General features: G+C 71.4%; 15 protein-coding genes. 4 read left to right on the top strand and 11 right to left on the bottom strand.

The annotated features are described in order from the left end of the window. Positions 1 to 97: 97 nt before the first annotated feature. The gene (locus C1N74_RS04275; protein ID WP_137750961.1) at positions 98 to 1,528 is read right to left on the bottom strand and encodes a helix-turn-helix transcriptional regulator; all 1,431 of its coding nucleotides are present in this window, start codon (positions 1,526 to 1,528) and stop codon (positions 98 to 100) included. Positions 1,529 to 1,713: 185 nt separating this feature from the next. On the opposite strand from C1N74_RS04275, the gene aceA reads away from it, so the two are divergent. Together aceA and aceB are read left to right on the top strand one after the other, a co-directional pair. After that, on the top strand, positions 1,714 to 3,021 hold the full coding sequence (aceA, locus tag C1N74_RS04270) for an isocitrate lyase (RefSeq protein WP_023952085.1): 1,308 nt from the start codon (positions 1,714 to 1,716) through the stop codon (positions 3,019 to 3,021). 196 nt (positions 3,022 to 3,217) lie between these two features. Then, the gene (aceB, locus tag C1N74_RS04265) at positions 3,218 to 4,780 is read left to right on the top strand and encodes a malate synthase A (RefSeq protein WP_258318030.1); all 1,563 of its coding nucleotides are present in this window, start codon (positions 3,218 to 3,220) and stop codon (positions 4,778 to 4,780) included. A 90-nt stretch (positions 4,781 to 4,870) separates the two neighbouring features. Here the strand turns inward: aceB and C1N74_RS16365 are convergent, their stop codons facing one another. From C1N74_RS16365 to C1N74_RS04240, 5 genes are all read right to left on the bottom strand, one after another. Beyond that, on the bottom strand, positions 4,871 to 5,797 hold the full coding sequence (locus tag C1N74_RS16365; RefSeq protein ID WP_181405579.1) for a hypothetical protein: 927 nt from the start codon (positions 5,795 to 5,797) through the stop codon (positions 4,871 to 4,873). Positions 5,798 to 5,977: 180 nt separating this feature from the next. Beyond that, positions 5,978 to 6,613, bottom strand: a complete 636-nt coding sequence (locus tag C1N74_RS04255; RefSeq protein ID WP_023952091.1) for a response regulator transcription factor — start codon at positions 6,611 to 6,613, stop codon at positions 5,978 to 5,980. Beyond that, complete coding sequence (locus tag C1N74_RS04250; protein WP_137750053.1) at positions 6,610 to 7,791, bottom strand: sensor histidine kinase; 1,182 nt, start codon at positions 7,789 to 7,791, stop codon at positions 6,610 to 6,612. The genes C1N74_RS04255 and C1N74_RS04250 overlap by 4 nt, the downstream gene beginning before the upstream one ends. A 16-nt stretch (positions 7,792 to 7,807) precedes the next feature. Continuing rightward, positions 7,808 to 8,683, bottom strand: coding sequence for an ABC transporter permease (locus C1N74_RS04245; RefSeq protein WP_137750052.1), 876 nt, complete (start codon positions 8,681 to 8,683; stop codon positions 7,808 to 7,810). Then, positions 8,680 to 9,561, bottom strand: coding sequence for an ABC transporter ATP-binding protein (locus tag C1N74_RS04240; protein ID WP_137750051.1), 882 nt, complete (start codon positions 9,559 to 9,561; stop codon positions 8,680 to 8,682). Before C1N74_RS04240 ends, C1N74_RS04245 begins: the two co-directional genes overlap by 4 nt. Before the next feature lie 94 nt (positions 9,562 to 9,655). On the opposite strand from C1N74_RS04240, the gene C1N74_RS04235 reads away from it, so the two are divergent. Beyond that, positions 9,656 to 10,855 carry a pyridoxal phosphate-dependent aminotransferase gene (locus C1N74_RS04235; protein WP_023952099.1) on the top strand — a complete coding sequence of 400 codons (1,200 nt, stop codon included), beginning with the start codon at positions 9,656 to 9,658 and terminating at the stop codon, positions 10,853 to 10,855. Between the two features lie 189 nt (positions 10,856 to 11,044). Next, positions 11,045 to 11,929, top strand: coding sequence for an endonuclease domain-containing protein (locus C1N74_RS04230; protein ID WP_137750050.1), 885 nt, complete (start codon positions 11,045 to 11,047; stop codon positions 11,927 to 11,929). 97 nt (positions 11,930 to 12,026) lie between these two features. Here C1N74_RS04230 and C1N74_RS04225 read toward each other — a convergent pair whose 3' ends face one another. The 5 genes from C1N74_RS04225 to C1N74_RS04205 are packed head-to-tail and all read right to left on the bottom strand — an operon-like array spanning position 12,027 to position 15,728. Continuing rightward, positions 12,027 to 13,163, bottom strand: coding sequence for a UDP-N-acetylmuramate dehydrogenase (locus C1N74_RS04225; protein WP_137750049.1), 1,137 nt, complete (start codon positions 13,161 to 13,163; stop codon positions 12,027 to 12,029). A 2-nt stretch (positions 13,164 to 13,165) separates the two neighbouring features. Continuing rightward, entirely contained in the window at positions 13,166 to 13,573 is a 408-nt protein-coding gene (locus C1N74_RS04220; protein WP_137750048.1) for a MaoC/PaaZ C-terminal domain-containing protein, read from the bottom strand. Continuing rightward, positions 13,570 to 14,019 (bottom strand): MaoC family dehydratase N-terminal domain-containing protein, encoded by a 450-nt coding sequence (locus C1N74_RS04215; protein ID WP_137750047.1) that lies wholly within the window; start codon positions 14,017 to 14,019, stop codon positions 13,570 to 13,572. Before C1N74_RS04215 ends, C1N74_RS04220 begins: the two co-directional genes overlap by 4 nt. Before the next feature lie 9 nt (positions 14,020 to 14,028). Next, positions 14,029 to 14,865 carry a sulfite exporter TauE/SafE family protein gene (locus C1N74_RS04210; RefSeq protein ID WP_023952109.1) on the bottom strand — a complete coding sequence of 279 codons (837 nt, stop codon included), beginning with the start codon at positions 14,863 to 14,865 and terminating at the stop codon, positions 14,029 to 14,031. Beyond that, positions 14,865 to 15,728 (bottom strand): DUF2510 domain-containing protein, encoded by an 864-nt coding sequence (locus C1N74_RS04205; RefSeq protein WP_137750046.1) that lies wholly within the window; start codon positions 15,726 to 15,728, stop codon positions 14,865 to 14,867. The genes C1N74_RS04210 and C1N74_RS04205 overlap by 1 nt, the downstream gene beginning before the upstream one ends. Positions 15,729 to 15,765 lie beyond the last annotated feature (37 nt).

The raw sequence follows: 15,765 nt of genomic DNA, 5'->3' as shown, positions 1-15,765 counted from the left end.
CTGACCCCCCGCCTCTTCCCGTCGACTCGCCACGAATCGCGGATCCGGGCCCCGCCGCATCCACCGTTTCTGGCGAGTCGACGGGATGCGGCGCCGGTCAGGACGGGGCGTGCGACTCCAGGAACGCGTAGAGATCGGTCGTGTCGACGCCCGGGAAGGCGCCCGTCGGCAGCGTCGCCAGCAGGGTGCGCGGCGTCTTCACGTTCGGCCAGGCGGCGGCGCGCCACCGCTCCTCGAGGCCCGCCGGCGCACGTCGGCAGCACACGTCGACCGAGTGCCGCGACACCCCGCGGTGAGGTGTGTCGCGGCCGAGGAACCACTTCGTGTCGTCGAAACGCACGCCGACGCTGACCGAGTGCGCCCCCTCGCTCGAATGCTCGACGCGAGCCGTGCACCAGTAGGTCCCGTTGCCGGTATCGGTGTACTGATAGTACGGGTTGAAGCGGTCGTCGACGTCGAAGACCGCCCGGCTCGTCCACTCCCGGCAGCACAGCTGCCCCTCGATGGCGCCGAGGCGGTCGGTCGGGAAGTCGACGTCGTCGTTCTCGTACGCCTTCGTGATCGTCCCCGACTCGTGAACCTTGAGGAAGTGCACCGCGATGCCGAGGTGCTCGGTCGCGAGGTTCGTGAAGCGGTGCGCGGCGGTCTCGTACGACACCGAGTACGCGTCGCGCAGGTCTTCGATCGAGATCGCCCGCCGCTCCTTCGCCTCGCGCAGGGCGGGCACAGCATCCGCCTCGGGGATCAGCAGTGCGCCGGTGAGGTAGTTGGTCTCCACCCGCTGCCGGAGGAACTCGTCGTAGCTGGCCGGCTCGGTGTGACCGAGGATGCGGCTCGACAGCGCCTGCAGCACGGCGGTCCGCGGATCGGCGGGGGTCGCGGCAGCGAGGCGGCTCGACAGATAGAGCCTCCCGTGGGCGAGGTCGGCGACGCTGCGGGTCGTCTGCGGCAGATCCGCGACGTAGTGGATGCTGAACCCGAGGTGCCCCGCGATGTCGCTCGCGGTGCGCTGCGTCAGCGGCCCGCCCGGGTGCCCGACCGCCGCCAGCAGCTCCCGCGCCTGCTGCTCCAGCTCGGGGAAGTAGTTGTTCTGCGTGCGCATGAGGCGCCGCAGGGCGACGTTCGCGCGCCGCGCCTCCTCGGGGGTCGCGGCGCGTTCGTCGTGCAACCGCTCGATCTCACCCTGCAGTGCGAGAAGGGCGCGCAGCACCTCGTCGGGCACGGCGCGCGGGATGCGGAACGGCGTGACCCCGGCACTCCGGAACGTCGGCCCGGTCATCGCCCGGGCGACCTCGATCTCGAGGGCCGCTCGGGGATCGAGCTCCTCGGACTCGAGAAGCGCGTCGAGCGAGGTGCCGAGGGCGCGGGCGATCGTGCGGAGCAGCGAGAGCTTCGGCTCGCGGCGACCGTTCTCGATCATCGAGAGCTGGCTCGGCGCGCGCCCGACGGCCGCGGCGAGGTCGTCGAGGGTCATCCCTCGCCCGGTGCGGATCTGCCGGATGCGCCGGCCGATCGTGAAGGCGTCCATGTCCTCATCGTCGAGCGCCACCCCTGCGGCGGCGACGGCACCCTTGCGCGTCATGGCGGGATTCTGTCACGAAAGCAGAAGATCGGCCGATCTTCTCCTCGGATCCGACCGTACCGCGCGGGTTAGTTCGCCCACAGTGGTCTCCACGACGGGCAGAGCCGCCCGTTCCGACGAAGGAGACCGAGATGACCACGATTCCCGCTCCGGGTCCGCTGCGGCCCGGCGACCAGGTTCAGACCGCTGCCGAGCTCGAGGAGCTGTGGCAGACCGACCCCCGCTGGGACGGCATCGAGCGCACGTACCGCGCCGCCGACGTCATCCGGCTGCGAGGTTCCGTGCGCGAGGACGCCACGCTCGCCCGCCGCGGTGCCGAGTCGCTGTGGAACCTCCTCCACACCGAGGAGTACGTCCGCGCCCTCGGCGCCTACACGGGCGGCCAGGCCGTCCAGCAGGTGCGCGCCGGCCTGAAGGCGATCTATCTGTCCGGCTGGCAGGTCGCCGCCGACGCGAACCTCGCCGGGCAGACCTACCCCGACCAGAGCCTCTACCCCGCCAACTCCGTGCCGGCCGTCGTGCGGCGCATCACCAACGCGCTGTTGCGGCAGGACCAGATCGAGCACGCCGAGGGCGGCCGCACCCGCGACTGGCTCGCCCCGATCGTCGCCGACGGCGAGGCCGGGTTCGGCGGTCCGCTGAACGCCTACGAGCTCGCGGCATCCCTCATCGCCGCCGGTGCCGCCGGGACTCACTGGGAAGACCAGCTCGCGAGCGAGAAGAAGTGCGGCCACCTCGGCGGCAAAGTGCTGGTGCCGACGGCCCAGCACATCCGCACGCTCAACGCCGCGCGGCTGGCCGGAGATGTCGCGGGCGTGCCCGCGATCGTCATCGCGCGGACCGACGCGCTGGGCGCCGACCTCATCACGAGCGACGTCGACGAGCGCGATCGCCCTTTCCTCACCGGCGAGCGCACGAGCGAGGGCTTCTACCGCACCCGCGCCGGGATCGACCCGGTCATCGCTCGGGGCCTCGCGTTCGCGCCCTTCGCCGACCTGCTGTGGGTCGAGACCGGCGAGCCCGACATCGAGCTGGCGCGCGAGTTCGCCGCGGCCGTTCACGCCGAGCATCCCGGCAAGCTGCTCGCGTACAACTGCTCGCCGAGCTTCAACTGGAAGCGGCACCTCAGCGACGCGCAGATCGCGACGTTCCAGGCGGAGCTGGCCGAACTGGGCTACCGGTTCCAGTTCATCACCCTGGCCGGATTCCACGCCCTCAACCACTCGATGTTCGATCTCGCCCGTGGCTACGCCGACCGCGCGATGAGCGCGTACGTCGAGCTGCAGCAGGCGGAGTTCGACGCCGAGACGCACGGCTACACCGCCACCCGCCACCAGCGTGAAGCAGGCACCGGCTACTTCGACGCCCTCTCGACGGCGCTCAACCCCGACAGCGCCACCCTCGCCTTGGCCGGATCGACCGAGGCATCCCAGTTCTGACCCCCTTCACCCGTCGAGTCGCCAAGAAGTGCCGGTCCGGCACCCCGGCATCCGCATTCTCTGGCGACTCGACGCCCTCAAGACCGGAGACGAGAACATGACCATGACACAGACAGCCACCCAGACCCGGCGACGCACCTGGACGGGCCCCGTCGCGGTGCAGACCCACGAACCCGCGATCGCGGTGCGCGGCGAGATGCACCCGCGCTTCGACGAGATCCTCACGCCCGATGCCCTCGACTTCGTCACGGCACTGCACGACCGGTTCGCGGGGCGACGGCACGACCGCCTCGCCGACCGGATGCGGCGCCGCTTCGAGATCGGCAACGGCGCCGACCCCGCCTTCCGCAGCGACACCGCGCACATCCGCGAGGACGACACGTGGCGCGTCGCGGGCGCGGGGCCGGGCCTCGAGGACCGCCGCGTGGAGATCACGGGACCCACCGACCCCAAGATGACGATCAATGCCCTGAACTCGGGCGCTCGGGTGTGGCTCGCCGATCAGGAGGACGCCACCTCGCCGACCTGGCGCAACGTCATCGGCGGGCAGCTGTCGCTGCGCGACGCGATCCGCGGCGAGCTGGAGCACACCGGCCCCGACGGGCGGCGGTACACCGTCACTGCCGAGCGCACCCCGACGATCGTCATGCGCCCGCGCGGCTGGCATCTCACCGAGAAGCACCTCGCCTTCACCGACCGCACGGGGCGCACCCTCGACGCATCCGGCTCGCTCGTCGACTTCGGCCTGTTCGCGTTCCACAACGCCGTCCGACTCGTCGAGAGCGGCCGTGGGCCGTACTTCTACCTCGCCAAGCTCGAGTCGAGCGAGGAGGCGCAGCTGTGGGACGACGTCTTCTCGTTCACCGAGCGCCGGCTCGGACTGCCTCACGGCACCATCCGCGCGACCGTGCTGATCGAGACGCTGCCTGCGGCCTTCGAGATGGACGAGATCCTCTTCGCCCTCCGCGACCACTGCGCGGGCCTGAACGCCGGACGGTGGGACTACATCTTCTCGATGATCAAGAACTACCGCGGCCGCGGCGCCCGGTTCGTCCTGCCCGACCGCAGCGCGGTCACGATGACGGTGCCGTTCATGCGCGCGTACACCGAGCTGCTCGTGAAGACCTGCCACCGCAGGGGCGCGCACGCGATCGGCGGAATGAGCGCCTTCATCCCCAACCGGCGGAACCCCGAGGTCACGCGCGCCGCCTTCGAGAAGGTCGCCGCCGACAAGCGTCGCGAGGCCGGCGACGGTTTCGACGGCACGTGGGTCGCGCACCCCGACCTCATCCCGATCGCGCGCGCCGAGTTCGACGCCGTGCTCGGCGACCGTCCGAATCAGCTCGAACGCCAGCGCGACGACGTCGCGGTCGCGGCGTCCGAACTCATCGACTGCCACATCGGCCTGCCGATCACGACCGCCGGGGTGCGCGCGAACGTGTCCGTCGCCGTGCGCTACCTCGAGGCCTGGCTGCGCGGGATCGGCGCGGTCGCGATCGACGACCTGATGGAGGATGCCGCCACAGCCGAGATCAGCCGCTCGCAGATCTGGCAGTGGATCCACCAGGACCGCACGACGGATGACGGCACGCCGATCACCCGCGCCTGGGTCGATGCACTGGTCGACGAGGTCCTCGCCGAGGTCGACCGCCGCGACGGCGACCGCTTCGACGACGCCGCGGCCCTGTTCCGCGAGGTCGCGCTCGGCTCGGACTTCCCCGCGTTTTTGACCCTCCCCGCCTACGCGAAGTACCTCTGAGGTCCCTCACCCCCCTCGACCGCCACGAACTGCGGGTCCTGGCCCCGCCGGACCCACGTTTCCTGGCGAGTCGACGGGGTCCGGGCGGGGTCAGGGGGACAGGAGGGGGATCACAGCCGGAGGGGCGGAGCGAGTCTGCAAGTCGGTGCCGACGATGCGCTGACAACCGTCGAGCTCGACGGTCACAGTGCGAGGCGCGCTGACCGCGGCGGCCGTGACGTCCGGGTGGACGACGACGAGACGGGATGCCGTCTCGGCGCACTCCACGCCTGCAGGCGGAGCAGCCGCGGCTTCGAGAACCGCCGCGGCGTCGTCGGCGTCGAGCGAGAAGGCCGCCGCGAACAGGTCCCCATCGCCGACGACGGTCGGCGTGCTGGCCGGGGCTTCGGCGTGATAGACGCACACCAGGGCGCCGGCGACGTCGGCCGGCGGTTGCGTCTCCGTCGGAGCCCACCCGAGGACGTCGAGCGGCGCCACGCCCGCGCGCGTCGCGCAGCCTGCCGCCGTCGCGTCGTGCAGTTCGACGCGCCCCGCGGCTGAGAAGGCTCGGTCGACGATCTCGAGCCGAGCCAGGGCGGCGAATGGTTCGTCCTCCTTGGGTCCGCCGCACGCCGTCAGGGGGAACGATATCGGCACGAAGCGGCCTGCCGCGTCCGTCGCCCAGAGCGCGCGGAAGCCGTACCCGATAGCGGGACAGACCGCTGCCGGCCCCGGATCGCTCGGTGCCGCCATCGCGGCGAGGAATCCCGTGAGGTCGCCCCCGTAGCGCCGCACCTCGTTGCCGGCGAGGACGCCGTCGGCATCCTCACGCGTCACGCCGTCGGCGCACTCCAGCACCGCGACGACCTCGAAGTCCTCAGGGACGAGACCGGCGCCGGGAAGCGGGTTGAGCATGGGGTCCGGGCACGACATCGTGTCGGACACGGTCGCCACCTCGCGGACAGGCGGCGGTCCGAGCGGGATCGACGCGCACCCCGCGAGAAGCAATAGCGTGCCCGAGCCCGTGGCCAGAGCCACCCTTATCCGCATCCCCGCAGCCCTCCCCTGCCCTGTTCTCTCCGTTCCCTCCCACGCTACGACCGCGCCCGCTCCCGCACGTGACGACCCCATAACGATCGTCGACTCGCCACGAACTGTGGGTCCTGGCCTCGCCGGACCCACGTTTCCTGGCGAGTCGACCGGGCTAGGGGCGGGGGGTCAGGGAAGGAGGCCGCGCTCGAGGGCCAGGGTCACGGCGCGGGTTCGGCTGTCGACGCCGAGCTTGTCGTAAACCCGCAACAGGTGCGTCTTGACGGTCGACTCGCCGATCCCGAGCTGCACCGCGATCTGCCTGTTGCCGTGGCCGGCAGCGACGAGGCGCAGCACGTCGGTCTCGCGCGGAGTGAGAGCGGATGCCGCCGGCTCGGGCTGCCGCATCCGTTCCACCAGACGCACCGCGACGGCCGGCGAGAGAGCCGACTGGCCGGCGGCGACCGACCGGATCCCCGCCACGATCTCCTCGCGCGGAGCCGCCTTGAGCAGATATCCGCTGGCTCCGGCTTCGATGGCGGCGAGGATCTGGTCGTCGCTCTCGTAGGTCGTGAGGATGAGCACCCGCGGCCCCGCGGCCGCATCGCGCGCTGCCACGATACGAGCGGTGGCTGCGACGCCGTCGAGCACCGGCATCCGGAGGTCCATGAGGATGACGTCGGGTCGCGCCTCGGCGGCGAGCCGGACGGCCTCGTCGCCGTCGGCCGCCTCCGCGATCACCTCGAAGCCGGGCTCGTCCGCGAGCAGGCCGGCCAGCCCCGCCCGGACGATCGGGTGATCGTCCGCGATGAGCAGACGGATCATGCGCGCACCGCCGCGCCAGCACTCGGCACCGCCGCGGCGGGCGCGGGGAGGCGGACGGAGAGCGTCGTTCCCGCCCCCGGGACGGCCGTGACCTCGACGGTCCCCCCGGCGAGCGCGACCCGATCGCTCATGCCGTCGAGACCGTAGCCGGTGCGCGGGGAGGAGACGTCGAACCCGCGTCCGTCGTCCTCGACGACGAGTCTCAGAGTGCCGTCGTCCCCGCCCGCGAGCGTCACCGTGACCCGCGCGGCTCCCGCGTGCTTGCGCACGTTCGAAAGCGCCTCCTGCAGGCAGCGCAGGACGACCACCTGCGTCTCGCGATCGACCCCCGATGCCGTGTCGACGACGGAGATCTCGAGTCCGGTGTCGGCGCGGAAGCGTTCCGCGAGCCGCTCCACCGCGGCGCCGAGCACGGGGTCACCCGGCACGGCCGCGGTCCGGGCGACGATCGCCCGGGCCTCGCCGAGCGCGTCGCGAGCGGCCACCTCGAGGCGCTCGACAGCCGCGGCGGTACCGTCGACGTCGCCCGCACGCGAGCGCCGCCCGGCCTGTTCGGCGAGCATGACGATTCCCGCGAGAGTCTGCGCGAGGGTGTCGTGGATCTCGCGAGCCAGGTGCTCCCGCTCGTCGGCCGCGCCCTTGTCGCGGCTGAGCGCCTCGACCTGCTGCTGCGCCCGGGAGAGCTCGTCGAGCAGCCGCGCGCGCTCCGTGCCGTAGGCGGCGATCGCCGAGATCCACCACCCCATCGCGATCGAGAACGCGACCGAGAGCACCGCGACGGCAGCGGCCTCCAGCAGCGCGTCGGGCGCGAAACCGAAGCCGCCGGCGTACCCGACGAGCATCCCGGCGCCCACCGAAAGCGACCCCACGACCCCATCACGGCGCAACGGAGCGAAGATCCACACCAGCGGATACACGATGACCTGCATCGTCGCGAGCGAGACCTCACCGAACGTCATCGCCGCGATCGAGACCGTCACGACGGCCAGGAACACCGCGAAGCGGCGGGGATCCTCCGCGCCGGCGGAGGGCCGCGCGATCAGATACGCCGCGAGCAGCAGCACCAGCCCCGCGACCGCCCACGGCAGCCGTTCCGCCTCCCCCGCGGCCGCCAGGATGCCGACGCCGAGGGCGAGCACGACACCGACGGCGACATCCACCCAGTTGCGACTGATCACGAGACCATCCTGCCGCTCAGCGGATCCGCGAGCGGATGCGGGACGCCGCGAGCACCGTGAACGCCACGGCCACGACGGCCAGCACGACGGCCGCGACCCAGACCGGCACCGTCGCCGTGCCCACCTGCAGATCGAGGCCGTAGATGCGACTGAGCTCCTCGACCGCGCCCGGCGCCCCGCTCGCGAGGCGATCGAGCGGATCGGCGGCGAACTCGCGCCGGACGAGCATCGCCGACTGCGCGAACGGGAGGACGCCGACGGCATCCCGCACCGCGTCGGGGAACGAGCCGACCGGGATGTACGCGCCCGCGACGAAGCCGGTCAGGGTTCCCACGAGCGTCGACAGTCCCGAGTACGAGCCGCTCGTGCGGAGGAACGACACCACGAACGCCCAGAGGGCGGTGTACGCGGCGACCGAGAGCACGGTCCACAGCACGATGCGGGTGATCTGCCCGGCGTCGGGGAGCGTCCGCCCGGTGAGCCCGAGGTACGCCAGGGCGACGGCGAGCACGATCAGCGTGGTGATCAATCCGATGATGAACGCCGACCCGAGATAGCCGAGCACGAGCTGCGAGCGGCGCACCGGCGAGACGAGGAAATCGCGGAACCGTCCGGACGCGGCATCCTCGACGAACGTCGAGAGCGCGCCGAGCGGGGTCGTGACGGCGGCGACGGCGACGACCCCGGAGAACATCCACGAGTCGACGAAGTCGCGGGCGGCGTCGGCGTCGAACCCCGGCGTCGCGGCGAGCGAGTCCACCTGCATCTGGCCGAGGAAGAGGGCGTAGAGGAGGAACACCACCAGGGCGCCCGTGAGCGAGAAGAACACCCCGAGCGGGTCTCGGTAGAACAGCCGGAGATTGCGCCCGACGTACGCCTGCACGGTCTTCATCGCGTCGCCTCCCCCGTCGCCGCCTGCCCCGTCAGCGCCAGGAAGACGTCGTCCATGCGTCCATGGCGGAACTCGAAGTCGAGCACCGCGTCGCCCCGTTCGGCGAGGATGCGGCGGGCCTCGGCGGCATCCGCCACCGCGATGCGCTCGTCTCCGTCAGCCGTGACGAGCGACAGGATGCTGGAGCTGTGTCGCGCGCGCAGCTGCGCCGGAGTGCCGTCGGCGACGATGCGCCCGCGGTCGATGATGCAGACCTGGTCGGCCTCTTCGGTCTCCTCGAGGTAGTGGGTCGTGAGGAACACGGTGAGGCCGGCGCGCTCGCGCAGCTCGTGGATCGTGCGCCACACCATCTGCCGACTCGCCGGGTCGAGTCCCGTCGTCGGCTCGTCGAGGAAGACGATCTCCGGGTCATGGAGCAGCGCGCGGGCGATGTCGGCGCGGCGACGCTGCCCGCCCGAGAGCCGCCCGTAGCGCCGGTCGATGAACTCGCCCAGGTCGATGATGTCGGCGAGGCGCTCGATGCGATCGCGGATCGCCGCCGTCGAACCGAGGTAGGGGCGCGCCCGCACAGTCAGGTTCTCACGGACGGTGAGCGCGGAATCCAGGAGCGAGTCCTGGAAGACGACGCCGATCGCGCGGCGGACCGCATCACCGTCGGAGCGCACGTCGTGACCGGCGACCTCGAGCTGCCCGGCATCCGGTTCGATCACGGTCGTGAGAGCGCTGATCGTCGTGGACTTGCCGGCCCCGTTCGTCCCGAGGAACGCGAACACGCCGCCGGCGGGTACGTCGAAGCTCACGTCGTCGACGGCCGTCACGTCGCCGTATCTCTTGGTCAGGCCGCGCACGACGGTCGGTGCGCTCGCTCTCGTGGTCATGCCTCCAGCGTGCCGGTTCCGCCGTCCGTACGGCAGGGGTCATCCGGTCGATCCCCGTCCACCATTCGGTGGACCGCGCCGCTACTCTCGAAGGGTGACCGAACGCGCACCGCTGTCCCGCAAGCTCTCCGCCATCGCCGAGTCGGCGACCCTCAAGGTCGACGCGAAGGCCAAGGCCCTGCAGGCCGCCGGCCGGCCGGTCATTTCGTACGCGGCGGGTGAGCCCGATTTCTCGACGCCGCAGTTCATCGTCGAGGCCGCTCAGCATGCTCTCGCCGACCCCGCCAACTACCGGTACACCCCGGCCGCGGGCCTCCCCGTGCTGCGCGAGGCCATCGCCGCCAAGACGCTGCGCGACTCGGGCCTCGAGGTGCAGCCCTCGCAGGTCATCGTCACCAACGGCGGCAAGCAGTCGGTGTATCAGGCCTTCCAGACCGTCGTGAACCCCGGCGACGAGGTGCTGCTGCCCGCCCCCTACTGGACGACGTACCCCGAAGCGATCGCCCTCGCCGACGGCATCCCGGTCGAGGTCTTCGCCGGCGCGGACCAGGAGTACAAGGTCACCGTCGAGCAGCTCGAGGCCGCGCGCACCGAGCGCACCACCGTGCTCGTCTTCGTCTCGCCCTCGAACCCCACCGGCTCGGTGTACACGCCCGAGGAGACCGCCGCGATCGGCCAGTGGGCGCTCGAGCACGGCATCTGGGTCATCAGCGACGAGATCTACCAGAACCTCGTCTACGAAGGCGCCCGCGCCGTCTCGATCGTCGAGGCCGTGCCCGAGCTCGCGGGTCAGACGATCCTGGTCAACGGTGTCGCCAAGACCTACGCCATGACCGGATGGCGCGTGGGCTGGATGGTCGGTCCCGCCGACGCCATGAAGCTCGCCGGCAACCTGCAGTCGCACCTCAGCTCGAACGTCAACAACGTCGCGCAGCGCGCGGCCCTCGCCGCACTCACCGGGCCGCAGACCGAGGCCGAGGAGATGCGCCTGGCCTTCGACCGTCGGCGCCGCCTGATCGTCGAGGAGCTCGCGAAGATCCCCGGCGTCGAGGTTCCCAACCCCCTCGGGGCGTTCTACGTCTACCCCGACGTCACCGGTCTGCTCGGACGCTCGTGGGGCGGGGTGGAGGCGAACACGAGCCTCGAGCTCGCCGACCTGATCCTCGAGCAGGCCGAGGTCGCCGTCGTACCCGGCGAGGCCTTCGGTCCGTCGGGCTACCTGCGCCTGTCGTACGCGCTCGGCGACGAGCAGCTGCTCGAAGGCATCCAGCGCCTCCAGCGCCTCTTCTCCTGACCCCCTCTCGTTCCCCCGTCGACTCGCCAAGAAACGCGGATCAGGGCACGCCCGCATCCGCCGTTTGTGGCGACTCGACGGGGAGGGGACGGAGCCAGGGGTCCTGCACAGGGGGGGTGAGGGGGCGAGATATCCCCGGGACTAGCAGCGGAACGTCGGCGCGAGCCCTCGGAGACGGATGCTGGTGCGATGCGACGCGCTCCGCTTCCCGCCGCGCTTCCCGTGGGATTCCTCACCGAGACGGCCCGCGAGCTCGGCGTCACGGCCGGCCGCCTGCGGGCTCGTGATCTCGCCCGGCCCCTTCACGGTGCGCGGGCGCGCGAGCCGCTGAACCATCTCGACCTGCTCAGGCTGATCCGCGAGCGGATTCCGCCGCATGCATTCTTCTGCGGACCCACCGCCGCCGCGGCGCACCGGATGCCGCTGCCCGGCCCCCTCCGAGACGCCGCGGCGGCGCGACCGCACGTCGCCGTCGCGCTTCCGGCCAACCGGGTCAGACGCCCCGAGGTGGTCGGTCGTGCATTGGCCGTGGAGCCGGACGACATCGTCGAGGTCGACGGCATCCGACTCACGACGGTCGAACGCACGTGGGTCGACCTCGGCGCCTCCCTCTCGCTGGGCGCTCTCGTGGCCGCGGGCGACGCGCTCATCGCTCGCGGCGGGCCGCGCACGACGGTCGACGCGCTCGAACTCGCTCACGAGAGGGCGGGCCGCAGCCGCGGCGCGGTCCGCCGGGCCGCGGCCTTGCCCCTGCTCGACGACGGCGCGGAATCGCCGCGTGAGTCGGAACTGCGGGTGCTCCTCATACGGGCCGGGCTCCCCCGGCCCGAGACGAATGTCATCCGCGACGGCTGGCGCTTCGTCGCGCGGGTCGATCTGCTGTACCGCGATGCCCGGCTCGTCCTCGAGTACGACGGCGATCATCACCGCGACCTCTCGCAGTGGAGCCGCGACCAGTCACGACGTGCCGAGCTCGAGTCGCTGGGCTACCGCGTCACCGTCGTGACTGCGCGCGACTTCGACGATCCCGGCGCGCTCGTGCGCCGCATCCGCCGTCTCCTGTCCGGGCCGTGACGAACCTCACTCCGTCGACTCGCCACGAACTGCGGATGCCGGCACCCGATGATCCGCATTCTCTGGCGACTCGACGGGTGGGGCGGGGGCGGGGGGCTTACAGCTCGACGCCGACGAGGACGGGCTCGGGTTGCAGGATGAGGCCGAACTCGGCCTGCACACGCTGCTGGACGAACCGCGCGAGCGCGGCGAGCTCCTCGGCCGTCGCACCCCCGCGATTGGTCAGCGCGAGGGCGTGCTTGGTCGACAGACCGGCACGCGAACCGGGCAGCGAGAAGCCCTTGCCGATGCCCGCGTGCTCGATGAGCCAGGCCGCGCTGACCTTCACATCCGGCTCCGCCACCTCGCCCACAGGCGAGACGCCGTAGTACTCGTTCAGCGGGATCACGCGGTCGGACACGGGATCGGGCGCCACCGGCCAGCGCGGACAGGCGTCGGGCAGGGTCCGGGCGAACGCAGCGGTGACCACGGCGTTCTGGAAGAACGACCCGGCGCTCCACGTGTCGGGGTCGCCGTCGTCGAGCACCATCCCCTTGCTGGCCCGCACCGACAACACCGTCTCGCGCACCCACCGCAGCGACACCGTCGCCTCGTGATCGAGCCCGAGCGCGCCGCGCAGCTGCGGCCCGCGGATCGCGAACTCGCCGTGCCCGACACGCTCGAGCTCGAGCGTGATGGAGAGGATGACGGCCGAACGCGCCGCGACCGAGCCGTGGTGGTGCTTGAGCACCGAGGTGCGGAAGCCGAGTCCCAATTCGGGTGCCGGGACGACACTGACCTCGCCGGTCGACTCGTCGAGCAGCTCGACCTCGACGAGGGTCTGCACGACCTCCTGACCGTAGGCGCCGATGTTCTGCACCGGTGCCGCCCCCGCAGTGCCCGGGATGCCCGACATCGCGGCGATCCCGCCGAGGCCGGCCGCGACGGCGTACTCGACGAGGTCGTCCCACGAGTGTCCGGCCTGAACCTTCAGACGCGCGTGGCCCGGATGCGGCGAGGGAAGCTCCTCGATACCCGTCGTGCGGACCGCGACGACGGTGCCGTCGAACGGCTCATCACCCACCAGCAGGTTCGACCCACCACCGACGACGAGCCAGGGTTCACCGGCCGCCCACAGCTCACGCATCGTGGCGACGAGCTCGTCGGCCGTGTGCGCCTCGACCATGCGGTCGGGCACGGCGCCCGCGCGCAGCGTGGTCAGCTCCGCGAGGGGCCGCGGTTCGATCTCGGCCACGGTCACTCGGCGGTGCGCACGCGCACCTGCGCCTTGCCGAGCACGACGGTGCCGTCGTGGCTGACGGTCAGGTCGATGCGCGCGACGCCGTCCTCGACCGCGCCGACCTTGGCAACAACGGTGAGGGTCGCGCCGATCTCGGCGTCGACGACGACGGGGCGCGTGAAGCGCACACCGTACTCGATGATGCGGCCGCTGTCGCCGAGCCAGTCGACGATCGTCTCGACGGCCAGCCCCATCGTCAGCATGCCGTGGGCGAGCACCCCGGGCAGGCCCACGCGGGCGGCGACGTCGTCGCGATAGTGGATCGGGTTGAAGTCGCCCGAAGCGCCGGCGTAGCGCACGAGCGACTCACGGGTCAGCTCGACGGAGCGCTCGGCGACGATGGTTCCGACAATGAGATCGCTCATGTGTCCTCGCCCCCGACCAGCAGCACGGACACGGCCGTCACGACATGGTCGCCGGAGACGTCACGGATGTCCGCCTCGCTCGTGACCATCGCCCCCTTGCCGAACGCACGGATGCCGGTGACGGTGAGCTGCGCGGTGAGTTCATCGCCCGCCACGATCGGTCGCGTGTAACGGAAGCGCTGCTCGGCGTGCACCGTCCGCTCGAGGGCGATGCCCGAGTCGGGCTCACCCAGGAGCTGCTGCAGGGTGAGGTCCTGGATCACCATTGCGAAGGTCGGGGGTGCGACCACATCGGCGTAACCGAGCGCGCGCGCCGCGTCGGGGTCGGTGTGCTGCGGATCGGTCGCGAAGACGGCGCGGGCGAACTCGCGCACCTTCTCGCGACCCACGAGGTACGGGGCGGTCGGCGCGAAGGCGCGGTCGACCAGATCGGGGTTCACGGACACCGTCCGATTCTACCGTTGGCCCTCCGCGGGCTGCGCAGCACGCTTCGCCGCACGCGCCGCACGGTGCGTTTTGACGGCGCGCACCGCCATCTGCGACGCGATGAAGGTGAGGAAGGCGGCGAACAGGACGTTGGCGGTCAGCGGGTTGAGCAGGGTCGCGATCCAGGCGCCCACCGCGGTGGTCATGCAGGCGGCGAGTCCGACGACGAGGGCCGCCAAGAGGTCGACGTTGCGTCGGCGGGCGTTGCCCACCGTGCCCGAGATCGCCGTCGGGATCATCATCAGGAGCGAAGTGCCCTTCGCGATGAGATCGCTCGTGCCGAAGAGGAACATCAGCGCGGGCACGACGATCACGCCGCCGCCGACGCCGAGCAGCCCCGCCATGATGCCGGTGAACAGACCCAGCCCGGCGAGCCCGATGCCAACGCCCCAGCTCAGTTCCAGTACCGCGTCGCGGGAGGGCACGACGATGAAGAGCATCACGATGACCGCGACGAGGAACGCCACGAAGCCCCAGCGCAGCGCGTTCTGCGGAATCTTCGCCAGCAGCCAGCTTCCGATCTGCGCTCCGATCACGGCACCCGCGGCGAGGATGATGGCCGGGATCCAGGCGACCGACCCGGTCAGGGCGTAGGAGATGACGCCGACCGAGGCGGTCGGGACGATCGCGGCAAGAGACGTTCCGGCAGCCAGCCGCTGATCGAACCCGAGCAGCAGCACCAGGAGCGGGACGATGACCGTTCCGCCGCCGACGCCGAACAGCCCCGACAGGAGGCCGGCCGCGAGCCCGACCCCAGCGCAGGCCAGGTAGAACCGCGCACTGCGGCGCGCACCCCGCTCCCCCATCACTGCTCGACGTAATCGTCGATGAGCCAACCGGAACCGCCCGGGACGAGCGTGTAGAGCGCCGAGAAGCTCGCCGGCACGGGATTGTCGAGAGGGGCGCCGGCGGCATCCGCCGTCTGCGTGAAGGTCTCGACCGTCTGGACGTAGATCGTGTCTCCCTCTCGGGTCGTGGAGATGAAGCTCACCTCGTAGTCCTCGACCGAGTTGTTGAACTCGCGTGCCGCCTGGGCGAAGTCCGCGCAGTCGGACAGGCCGCCGCTGGCGAGGAACTCGGGCGTGAGGATCGCCTGGTACGCGGCGCAGTCCATGTCGTCCCAGGCGTCGTCGTACGCGTCGACGATGTCTTCGGCCGCCCGCAGATCGGCCCCCTGGACGGACGTCGCACCGGGGCGATCGCTGCTCGGATCCAGGATCCCCACGATGAAGCGCGGAACGAAAACGGCGGCGAGGATGACGAGCCCGATGAGCACGACGCCGAGCGCGACGAAGACGATCCAGAGCTTCGATCGGCGAGCGGGCGCTGGGTCGGTCTCACCGACGGCGCCGGTCACTGCCGCCGTCGCCGTCGTCGGGTGGGCGCCGGGGTAGACCGGAGCGAACCCTCCCGGCGACGGCGGGATCGGCGGCAGCGCGTCGGTCGGCGACGCCGTGTCGGATGCCGCGAGCCCGTGCTGGCTCTCGGCGAGGGAGGCCTCCGTCACGACCGGCGGTTCTTCGAGCTGGGGCTCGGGCTCCGGCTGGGGCTCGGGCTCGGGCTCCGGTTCGACGGGGGCGTGCGTGTGCTCGGTCCATTGCGAGCCGTCCCACCATCGCAGTGAGCCGTGCCCGTCGTCGTACCAGCCCGGAGGCGTCGAACCGCTCAACTCTGCCTTCTCTCGCGTCGGGCGCAGATCCGCCTCG

Origin of the sequence: Microbacterium sp. SGAir0570, from assembly GCF_005491085.2 — a bacterium.
Classification (GTDB): Bacteria; Actinomycetota; Actinomycetes; order Actinomycetales; family Microbacteriaceae; genus Microbacterium; species Microbacterium arborescens.
This window is presented reverse-complemented; position numbering and strand designations above follow the sequence as displayed.